Source organism: Anabaena sp. CCY 9910 (genome assembly GCF_963920875.1).
Classification (GTDB): domain Bacteria; phylum Cyanobacteriota; class Cyanobacteriia; order Cyanobacteriales; family Nostocaceae; genus Trichormus; species Trichormus variabilis.
This window is the reverse complement of sequence record NZ_CAWUDJ010000079.1, coordinates 1-11,085: the sequence shown is the minus strand read 5'-3', so window position 1 is coordinate 11,085 and position 11,085 is coordinate 1. Positions and strand designations below refer to the sequence as shown.

Here is an 11,085-nt window from a genome sequence, read left to right as displayed (position 1 = left end):
TCAAGGATCAATCCGTTGACTCAACTGTTCGTGCCAGTGCAGCACAGGCATTGGGAAATATGGGGGAAGCTGCCAAACCCTACGTCAAAGACATCCTCTACTTCCTCAAGGATCAATCCGTTGACAAATATGTTCGTTCCGATGCAGCAGAGGCATTGGGAAAACTGGGAGAGGTAGCCAAACCCTATGTCAAAGACATCCTCTATTTCCTCAAGGATAAATCCGTTGACTCATGGGTTCGTTACAGTGCAGCACGGGCATTGGGCAGTCTGGGGGAGGCAGCCAAACCCTACCTCAAAGACATCCTCGACATCCTCAAGGATAAAACTATTGACAATCTTGTTCGTTCCTATGCAGCAGAGGCATTGGGAAAACTGGGAGAGGTAGCCAAACCCTACCTCAAAGACATCCTCGACATCCTCAAGGATAAAACTATTGACTCATTTGTTCGTTCTGGTGCAGTATCGGCATTGGGCAGTCTGGGGGAGGCAGCCAAACCCTACCTCAAAGACATCGTTGACATCCTCAAGGATCAATCCGTTGACTCATGGGTTCGTGAAAGTGCAGCATCGGCATTGGGAAATCTGGGGGAGGCAGCTAAACCCTACCTCAAAGACATCCTCGACATCCTCAAGGATAAATCCGTTGACAGTAATGTCCGTTACGGTGCAGCAGTGGCATTGGGAAAGATAGAACAACTCAACCTGAATAATATTGTTCTAATTTTGGATAGTATTTATTACGCAGGTCAATCAGACTTTGCCCAGTGGCGATTTTTATCCTATTTCCTTGGTGGCGGTACGGAAGAAGTCCAAACACTACTTACATGGCTGGGTTTTCCCGATACTAAAACAATTCCTGCTTCATTAAGCCACAATCAAGGTAAGAAAACTCTGACAATTTTCGCCCAAGCCTGGGAACCTAGCCAAGGGTTAACTCGATTACGGGAAGACTTAGCAAAACAAATCGCTCTAGTTGCCAGAAAAGTCTCCTGGCAACCGCAAGATATTCTTCTATTAGAAACTCACTACCACAACCTGAAAAAAGCCGGATACAGCGAAGCTGATTCACTGCAATCAGTCATAGTCAACCTCAAGGGTTGGCAATGGTTTTTCAACGCCAGAATCACCATCCTCACACACGCTACCTTCTGGCTCCTCCTCATCTTTGCCTACCCCAAATTCCCCCAAATCCAAGCCATCTTCTTCTGGAACCCTTGGGTACGCCGCATTTTAGGGGTGGGTTACGTCGGCTTTCTCCTCACCTGGTTTCCCCCCTTCCGCCGTAAATTATTTGAACCCTTCAAACCCTCCCTCCTAGCCGATGCCGGCTTAGATAACTTTAATGACAAAGGCTACTTCCCAGAATCCAGGGTCAAAGTTCCCGGTACAGGGGATATCCTCCCAGTCACCGTTGCCCTCCCCAGCATCAAAGGGCAAATCATCTTAGAAGGGGATTCTGGCTTAGGTAAGTCGATGTTTCTCCGCCATCTGTTGCACAACTCCCCCCGCATCGTCGTTTATCTCCCCGCCCAAAAATGCCATAAAGGCGTAATTGAAGCCATCCAAGACAAGCTACACGGCCAAGCCCAAGATGCCAGTTTCCTGAAAAACCTGATTTACAGTGGTGCAATAGATATCTGCATCGACGGACTCAACGAAGTCACCGCCGAAACGAGGGCGAAAATCTGCCAGTTTGTGGAAAGCTATTTCCGGGGCAACATTATCATGACTACCCAGCCCCTAGAGTGGACACCACCCTCAACGGCCAAAACCTACCGCCTACAACCCCTAGAACAAACCCAAATTCAAGAGTTTTTGCTCTCCCGTGAACCACGACTGCCTAAGGATGCCAAAATTCAAGGCGCTGATTACAAACAAGCCTGTATTAATTATTTAAAAGAAGTCCTCACCGCCCAGCAACCAGAGGAAGAATTAAAAGCAGCCAGGCGCATTCTCTCCAACCCAATGGATTTAACCGTGGTAGCCCTGATGTTATCCCAAGGTCAATATCCCAACTTATTCCGCCTGCAAGAACAGCAATACAACCTAATAGCGACAGAATACCTGAAGGAATGGAACCAAGAATTTCCCTTAAGAAAATTCTCCGCCGCCGTCTACCAAATGCGTATCGACGACAAACAAGCCTTACCCGCCGATGAGTTTTACCAAGTTGTTATGTCTTTGGAAGATGAGAAATACAAAATGGTAGTCAGCCGTCAATGGCAAGATGACAAAGGGGAAGCCAAGAAAGAATGGTATTTCCGCCACGATAAAATTATGGACTTTTTCCTAGTGCAGAACTTTCTCGGTAATAGCGATGAAGCGGAAAGACTACTAGTAGATAGAATGGGCGACCCCCGCTTTCGTGGTGTTTACTTCCTCTTAGCCAGCCTACTCCCAATAGATGCAGCCAAGGAATTGCGGGAGAAGTTGATTCAATACGCCGCAGATACTAAAGACAATACGGTGAGTAATACTTTTGTGCAGTTATTACGGACAAGGTAATTTGTAATTCAATGACAAATGACCCCTCTCCAAACCTCTCCCCGACGCGGGGAGAGGCTTTAAAAACCGGATTTTTCGTTGATATGTTAGCTTTTTGCTCCCCTCTCCGTGTCGGAGCGAAAAGTCTGTAGCTTGCTTCCCGTAGGGTGCGGAGGTTTCCTCCGAACAGAACTTTTCAAGAGAGAGGGGTTGGGGGAGAGGTCAAAAGTTAGCTGGTGTAGGTTGGGTGGAGGAACGGAACCCAACATTCTCAAGACTCTGTTGGGTTACGCTATCGCTACACCCAACCTACTAGCTGTCAACCGTCAACAGCCATATATTACTGGACGGGGTGGAGTAGCTGAAAAATTGTCTGCACTAACTCCTCTGGTTCCACAGGCTTGGAAATATGCTGGTGAAATCCGGCGGCTAAGGCTTGTTGTTGGTTGATTTCTCCGGCATAAGCGGTTAGGGCGATCGCTGGTATTGTACCTCCCTCATGCGGCAACCATTGTCTAATTTGCCGCATGAGAGAATAGCCGTCCATTTCTGGCATACCGATATCACATAACAGCAAATCGGGGATGAAGTGGCTGAAAATATTCAATGCTTCTACTGCTGAGGCGGCTGTTGTTACTTGTGCGCCAAATTGTATCAGGATAAATTCGGCTAATTCCCGCATATCTGCATCGTCGTCCACAACTAATATATGGGTGCCTGTGAGGTCTGTTACCTTTTTTAATTGCTCGTCATCAGCAGGTAACTCTTGCTCGATTAGATTTAATGGTAGGCGGACGGTGAATGTTGCGCCTAAATCTTGTCCTAGACTGCTCACATGAACTGTTCCCCCATGCAGTTCGGTGAAATGGCGGACGATCGCCAGCCCTAATCCTAGCCCACCGAATTTTCGGGTTGTCGCCCCATCTTCTTGACGGAAATATTCAAACACATAAGGCAGAAACTCTCGTGCAATTCCTTTACCGCTATCTTTGACTTGAATCTGGGCATAAAGATTCACCTGTGCCAATTGCACCTCAATTTGTCCACCAGAGGGTGTAAATTTGACAGCGTTGGAAAGGAGGTTCCAGATGACCTGTTGCAAGCGGTTCTGATCGCCGACAACTTTGCCAGCAATGGGTTTGAGTATGGTCTGAATGTGAATATTCTTGGCTTCTGCGGCCAGTTGTACAGTTTCCAAGGCGGCTGTAATGGTGGCGGCTAAATTAACCGGGGCAACATTCAAGGTCATTTTTCCTTGGAGGATGCGGGAAACGTCTAATAAATCCTCAATTAGTTGGGCTTGTAGCTTGGCGTTGCGTTCGATAGTTTCTAGGGCTTGGTCAACTTTTGTGGGGGATAGCTGCTTACTTCTGAGGATTCTTGACCACCCCAGAATGGGATTGAGAGGCGATCGCAATTCATGGGACAGTACAGCAAGAAATTCATCTTTGATGCGGTTGGCTGCTTCTGCCTTGGTGCGATCGCTTTGAGCTAACCGATATAAGTGGGCATTATCAATTGCTAAGGAAGCACGGCAAGCCAGTTCTTCTGCTAGCTGCATACTGCTTTGGTCATAGATATGACCAGATTCGGCACAGATAAAGGAAATCACGCCGAGAGTCCGTGTTTGGGTTTTGAGTGGTACCGTCATTGCAGATTTAAACCCAACTTGCCGCAAAATTTCTAAGTGTTCTGGGTCACGGGCTGTTTGTACAAGTAATTCATCGGGAATATCGATTAATAAATCTGATTGACCAGTTCGCAATGTTAATGCAGCCCCTCGCGGATCATTCAAATTCAAAGGATATTTGCGTCGGATTTCCTCTGCCCATGCCAGTTTAGCCGGGTCAACATGAGCCACCGCAATCTCCTCAATAGAACCATCTTCTGCCACCATGTGGACTGTACACCAATCAGCTAACTCTGGCACTGCCAGTTGTGCCAAGCGTTCTAGGGTGGTTTGATAATCGAGGGAAAAAGCCAAAACTTTACTTGTTTCCGACAGAAAGCGTAGACCACGCTCTAATCGTACTTGTTCTGTCACATCCAACACGTAAACTAAAACATCTTCCACTTGATGATTTGAGTTGGTTGTGGGCAGATAGTAGACATTATAGTAACCAGGTTGGCGATCGCTGCGTCCAGGTAAGTTGACAGCGAAGCTAGGTGAAATAAAAGGCTCACCTGTAGCGTAAATGTCATGAAAGACTTGGACTACTTGGGGATCTGATTCACCAAAAAGTTCGGCAATTGAACGTCCCAAGTGTTCTTGGCGGGTGAGTCCGTTAATTTGGGCTAAGGCTTGATTAATGGCAACAAATCGCTGCTGGCTATCTAACAGGGCAATTCCCACCGGCGAGGTTTCAAAAATTGTTGCTAGTTGCCGTTGTGCAGCTTGTGCTACCGTTAACGCTAATCGTAAGCGTTCTTCATTATCTAGTAGCGCCTGTTCGATTCGTTTGTAGTCTGTGACATCACGAGCAATATTTATTAAAGTTGTCGCAGAACCATCACTAGCAAATTCTGGGGCGAGATGGGATTGATACCAGCGAAGACCTGTTGGGGTGGGAAAACTAAATTCCACAACTTGTTTTTGACCTGTGTCAAAGGCTCGCTGTAGATTTTCATGCCAAAAAGTGCAGATTTCCTCTGGCATTCCCAATTCGGTATTAGTTTTACCAATAAATAACTCTGGTGGAATACCTGTAGCTGCTTCTACGGCAGGGCTGACATAAAGATGGCGAAATTCTCTATCAACGCGGCTAATAATATCAGGGGCATTTTCCGCCACCATCTTGAATTCTTGCTCACGCTGTTGCAGTTCTGATTCTAAGCGTTTACGTTCGGTGATATCCTGAAAAACGATCGCAGCTGCTACAATTTGCCCCTGACTATTTAAAATAGGCGCTGAGTTAACACTGATGAAAATATGGCTGTTATCTTCCCAGCGTAACAGCATTTCCTCCTGAGAAATCACTTCACCAGTCAACAGCGATCGGGGCAGTGGGTACTCATAAGGAGTGTACGGCTGCCCATCACAGCGAAAGGCGGCAAAGGGAGTTACTGGTACGTATTCTTCCAGCTCTAATGAATCTTCAAAGTTGTACCTCAGAATCTGTTTGGCTTGTTCATTAGTAAGAACTAACTTACCTGAATCTGCATCAGCAATCATCACCCCAGCAGGCATTTGTCGCAAGACCGCTTCAAACCGAGTGCGTTCAGTTTCCAGTTCATGGAGCAAACGTTCTCTCTCTGCTTCAGCTTTTTTGCGTTCTGTGATATCGCGGAAATAAACCGCCACACCCTGAGCAAAGGGATAAGCATTAGCCTCTAAAGGTTGCTGTTCGGCATTTCCAGCATTTGTGCTGATTGCTTCATCCGTGAGATTCTGCTCACTTCCCAAGTGACGGGCAAAATGTTCAATCAATTCCGAACGAGAAATTCCCTGCTTGTGTGCTTCCTCATCAAGCGATCGCCATGCTGTACTGGTAAGAGACACACTATATCTGTGTTTCGGTTCCGAATCCCAATTGCTAACAAACTTACCTGTGGTGTCCCGTTTCATGAAGATTCACCCGTATACATACACGGCTTCTTCTATTCAACCTGAGTTACTCGCTAATCAGGATCTTCCTTAAGACTGAGGTTTTGGCTACCATAAAGTTGCAAATATATGATCCGCTTTGATATTTCAGAAAAACTGGTTATACAGAACACAATTTTTAAGAAACACTGGAAACTGTAGGGTAAAAATAAGCCGATTCTTTCTATATTTTGCGAACACATAGCTATGCTAGTCATAGACTGGCATTTTGCACCTCATGAGAAAATCTCGCCTCTAGAAATTTTGTCGCTTATACCCTCTTTTCTGATTCCTGCATACGTCAATAAGTTTATGAATTAAAGTATATTTCTATAGATCCCTTTTTGGTATTTACATTTAGAAATATGACTTTTGTCATAATTAAATCCATGACTTTTGTCGGAAGTATTTTTATGAACTAACAGGTTTAATGACTTCAGTAAGCAAGTAACTGAGGTAAAAGCTATCCATAACTAAACACGCCGTATTATGGCTGTTCGGAAATACCCACCCTAAACATATAGCTGTGCCAGATATATTGGGACATCAAGCGAAGATAAAACCCTGACAATCAAAGGCTTCCAAGTCAGTCAATAGTCAACAGATGTACTTGGATTTTTCTGCACAATCGCAGACTAAGCCAATAAAAATTAAACTGGATTCTTATATAGAATTAGAATCTATATTTTTACCTAAATTGGCTAATATAGCTACTCATTCTCTGGTTATAAATAATTAGATTTGTTAACTTTCCATACTTTTGCAAATTTTGTTAGTTATAACCCTTACTGTTTAACATCTTCTATTTTCAACGAGGATAATAAATGAGTTATTACAACTTCAACGAGCATTTCTGGTCATCAAAAACAGTTTGTCTGCAAAAACCAAGTCAAGTAAATGCTTCTGAGAGTAAAGCAAGGACGATTCCTTATATAATATTTATTGCTAGTATATGTATAACGTTAATATTTGCAGCTTTTTTCACAGGAAATCATAGAAATCAAACAGGCAATATTATGAATGTTAATCATAGTAATTGCTTAATGTTGACAAGAAACCAACAAAGGCAACTTTACTGTGCTAATCCACAAAGATAAGCATCTATAGGATTTATGGCGCTGCATAAATGCGGGATGATTTCTATCACGCAGAGAGGATAAAGAGTTGAAAATTTCAGCATATCCAATTTCATCCCTTGATTCAGCAACGCCGGATTTATATTTATTCGTAGGTAATATTCCTGCTGGCGGCGCATCCAATTACCAGGAATATCACGAACCAGAACAGAACTTGCTGACAAGCATCATAGCTAATTGGTAATTGGTAATTGGCTTTCGCCGTGAGCGTCAGCCAAGCGGTAGGTGAAAACCCATTACCCATTACTGACAAAAGCAACTATATCGACTTATGAGGAATATTGTTGTAGAATCGCCGTCAAAGAATTATGTTTACGCCAATCTAACAACTCAACTAAAGACTCTTTGCTGTCATCAAACGGACTTCTCTGTTCTGCTGGTAAAACCGTCAACAGAGGTTTTTTGGTAGCCTGCATGGCATTCATTGGCTGCAATGTTGGTCTGGGGACAAACATTGGCTGAGTTTTGAGAATTGGCTGTTGCTGTTTTTGGGTACGGGATGATGCCGATAGAGCTTGCTGAGAAATAGCCTCTCGCTTCTGAATTTTAGGACGCTGTGTTGGCTGGTTGAGTAAACGGAAAATAATTAAGCAACCACTAGCACAACTGAGAGCGATCGCTGCTACCATCCACAAAGGCAGAGGATTGCCATTCTCTGTGTCAGCAATGATTGGCTGCTCAATCACAGCCACCGGTTCTGCTTCTAAATGTTCCACATCACCCACATGGACTAGGCTATACAAGGCCATGCCAGCACTTCCCATCAGTGTTGTGAAGATCCCAGCCAATAAAAGTAAGGGATGACGTGTCAGCAAATAGATAAAAATTTTGTAGCTACTAATTGCTACGGACTTACTACTTTTTAGCACTGCTGTATGTCTTGTTTCCTGAGTTAGCTCATGCTTTATGCTCTGATTGTTTTCCATGATCACTTTCAGATTGTTTCCCCTCTAGTTCACGATTGTACTAAAAGGGAGAGCTATCAGGTATCCGTAGCCGATTTAGCTATTTTAGTAGTCTTTTTGTGCCATTTAGGCTACAAAATTTATTTTGCTTCGCTTGTCAGTTGTCAGTTGTTAGTTGTCAGTTGTTGAGAGAATCTGGTCTAATACCCCAACCCCTTGTGGGTGGAGTTTTTATGGTTGACCAATGACTAATGACTAGGATTGTGTCTTTCTATCGCCAGTTGGACTAACTTATCGACCAATTCTGGAAAGGGGATGCCACTATAGGCCCAGAGTTGGGGATACATACTGGTAGCGGTGAAACCTGGTAGGGTGTTGATCTCATTAATCAACACTTCTCCTGTAGCTTCCACGTAGAAAAAGTCTACTCTGGCTAACCCGGCAGCGTCAACAGCTGCGAAGGCTTGTAAAGCCATGTCTTGAATTTGACGGCTGATGTCGTCGGGAATAGCGGCGGGAATCAGTAAATCTGCTTTACCAGCCGTATATTTAGTTTCGTAATCATAAAAGTCACTATTAAAGGTAATTTCGCCCACGGTGGAAGCTTGGGGTTGGTCGTTACCTAAAACTGCACATTCTACTTCCCTCGCTACTACTCCCGCCTCTACAATAATTCGGCGGTCATAATTAGCGGCATTATCTAAAGCATCTTCTAATTCTTGGCGCGATCGCACTTTAGAAATTCCTACGGAAGAACCAAGGTTAGCTGGTTTGACAAAACAGGGATAACCTAAGCTCGCCTCAATTTCATCGCATAATTTGGGAAATACGCAGGGATTTGACCAAATTTGCGCTCTGGTGACAGTCTTATATTTTACTTGGGGTAGTCCAGCTTGCTCAAAAGCCATCTTCATTGCTATCTTATCCATTCCCAGTGCTGAACCCAAAACGCCAGAACCGACGAAAGGAGTTTGCATGAGAGTAAGTAAACCCTGAATAGTGCCATCTTCACCATTAGGCCCGTGGAGAATGGGAAACCACACATCTACTTCCGCAACTTGAGAAGGTGATTGCCAACGTTCGAGGGTTTTTTGTTGGGAGTTTACGAGATTATTTTCTGCTGGTGAGGAGTTTGACGATTCTAATAGAGGCGCGCCTGATTGCAAAACTTGTTGTGGGGCTTCTCCTGCTAGCCAACGCCCATCCTTGTGGATATAAAACGGCAATATTTCGTACTTACTAGCATTTTCTCCTGCACTTAGGGCTGAAGCGATCGCCCGTGCGGAACTTATAGAAACTTCATGTTCTCCAGAACGACCGCCAAATAACAATCCTACCCGCAACTTACTCATCTTCCGTACCTTTACACTCCCGACGCTGATAGCGTATCACAACCTGGTCAAGAAGAGAAAAAGGAGCAGGGGGCAGGGAGATGACTTGAAAGAGGGTGTAGGCAAAAAATGTTTTAAGATTGTCCACAACAAAGCCTTTAAACTAGATAGGATTTATGCAACTGGCATATTTTTCCTGTAGGGTGTGTGACGCAGCGAAAAGACTTGAACGTAGTCATGAGACTTATAGCGTCACGCACCAAGCATCAATTATGACACTTGCGTAAGTCCTGCTAGATTAAAAATAAATCTCAATGATTGTTGGCTGTTGACAACTAACAACTAGTACCTTTTTAATTATCAGTTTGTTAATATGCCTGAATGTCACAAAAGCAACATCTCCAAAACACAAAACTTGGATGGTCTCTAGAAGAGCGAGATCCAGAGTTTATTAAATCTGTTATGCCCCTCTTGGGCTTTTTCTATCATTATTATTTTCGCGTACAAACCGGTGGCTGGCATCACATCCCACCACAGGGAAAAGTCTTAATTGTCGGTTCCCACAATGGTGGACTAGCCGCTCCTGATATGTTGATGATGATGTATGACTGGTTTTGCCGATTTGGAGTAGAGCGACCAAGCTATGGTTTGATGCACCCCGCAGTTTGGCAAGTTACCCCAGCATTAGCACAGCTAGTAGCGAAAACTGGAGCCATTATTGCTCATCCCAAAATGGCTTATACTGCTTTGCGTTCTGGAGCTAGTTTACTAGTATATCCAGGGGGAGCAGAAGATGTTTTCCGACCCCATTCTTTACGTAATAAAATCTATTTTGCGGGACGACAAGGTTTTATCAAGTTAGCACTGCGGGAAAACGTGCCGATTATTCCAGCAATTTCCTGTGGCGCTCACGATACATTGATTGTGCTGGCTGATATATATAACCTTGTCAGACAGTTGCACGATAGGGGAATGCCCTGGTTGTTTGGTGTTGATCCGGTGGTATTTCCCATTTATCTCGGTTGGCCTTGGGGATTATCTATTGGCCCACTACCTAATATTCCTTTTCCTGTATCCATACACACGCGGGTTTGTCCGCCGATTGTATTTGAACGTTATGGAAGAGAAGCTGCAAGCGATCGCCAATATGTCGATGAATGCTACAACTTGGTTGTGAGTAAGATGCAGCAAGAATTAGACGAGCTAGTATTATTCAGCCAAAAGCAATAAAGTCGGGATTAGTCCTGGAGTAATTGCATCAGGTCAAACTCTTGGCGAATTTCTAGGAGCGATCGCTCTAAACAATGGTTCAAAATTGAGAAATGGGACATAACTTTGACGTTGACGATTTTTGAACCATATCATTACTAATTCTGGCAATAATCTTGGCAGTACTAAAAAAATTGAAGTTAAGAACCACAATCTACCTTGACTTTCGGCTACGTCCTCTTTTATTGTTCTTAGGCTCAGTTTCTAAAAGTCGAGCTTGTGTCCACTGACAGTCAAAAGTAGCTTCGATTAGTCTCTTCAGACTAATTACCTTAACAACACCAGAATATACTTCACCATACTTGTGTTGTATATTTCTTATTTCGGCGTTGCATAATAGAGGGATGAATTGAGGTCATCTACTGTGCAATGTCC

6 protein-coding genes are annotated in these 11,085 nt (G+C 44.1%); 3 read left to right on the top strand and 3 right to left on the bottom strand.

Annotated elements, in window-relative coordinates; all coding sequences use genetic code 11:
• Positions 1 to 2,507 (top strand): HEAT repeat domain-containing protein (locus ACM5QX_RS28725; protein ID WP_414756625.1); only part of this gene is annotated, 2,507 nt, incomplete at its 5' end.
• Between the two features lie 319 nt (positions 2,508 to 2,826).
• Here the strand turns inward: ACM5QX_RS28725 and ACM5QX_RS28720 are convergent.
• Entirely contained in the window at positions 2,827 to 6,051 is a 3,225-nt protein-coding gene (locus tag ACM5QX_RS28720) for a PAS domain-containing protein (RefSeq protein WP_414756624.1), read from the bottom strand.
• 1,182 nt (positions 6,052 to 7,233) lie between these two features.
• Here ACM5QX_RS28720 and ACM5QX_RS28715 point away from each other — a divergent pair.
• Positions 7,234 to 7,389, top strand: coding sequence for a hypothetical protein (locus tag ACM5QX_RS28715; RefSeq protein WP_414756623.1), 156 nt, complete (start codon positions 7,234 to 7,236; stop codon positions 7,387 to 7,389).
• 85 nt (positions 7,390 to 7,474) lie between these two features.
• Here ACM5QX_RS28715 and ACM5QX_RS28710 read toward each other — a convergent pair whose 3' ends face one another.
• Both ACM5QX_RS28710 and ACM5QX_RS28705 read right to left on the bottom strand, forming a co-directional pair.
• Positions 7,475 to 8,131: a hypothetical protein gene (locus ACM5QX_RS28710; RefSeq protein WP_414756622.1), complete on the bottom strand. Its 657-nt coding sequence runs from the start codon at positions 8,129 to 8,131 to the stop codon at positions 7,475 to 7,477.
• A 227-nt stretch (positions 8,132 to 8,358) separates the two neighbouring features.
• Complete coding sequence (locus ACM5QX_RS28705) at positions 8,359 to 9,462, bottom strand: D-alanine--D-alanine ligase family protein (RefSeq protein WP_414756621.1); 1,104 nt, start codon at positions 9,460 to 9,462, stop codon at positions 8,359 to 8,361.
• A gap of 360 nt (positions 9,463 to 9,822) precedes the next feature.
• Between ACM5QX_RS28705 and ACM5QX_RS28700 the strand changes: the two genes are divergently transcribed.
• Positions 9,823 to 10,671 (top strand): lysophospholipid acyltransferase family protein, encoded by an 849-nt coding sequence (locus ACM5QX_RS28700; RefSeq protein ID WP_414756620.1) that lies wholly within the window; start codon positions 9,823 to 9,825, stop codon positions 10,669 to 10,671.
• Positions 10,672 to 11,085 lie beyond the last annotated feature (414 nt).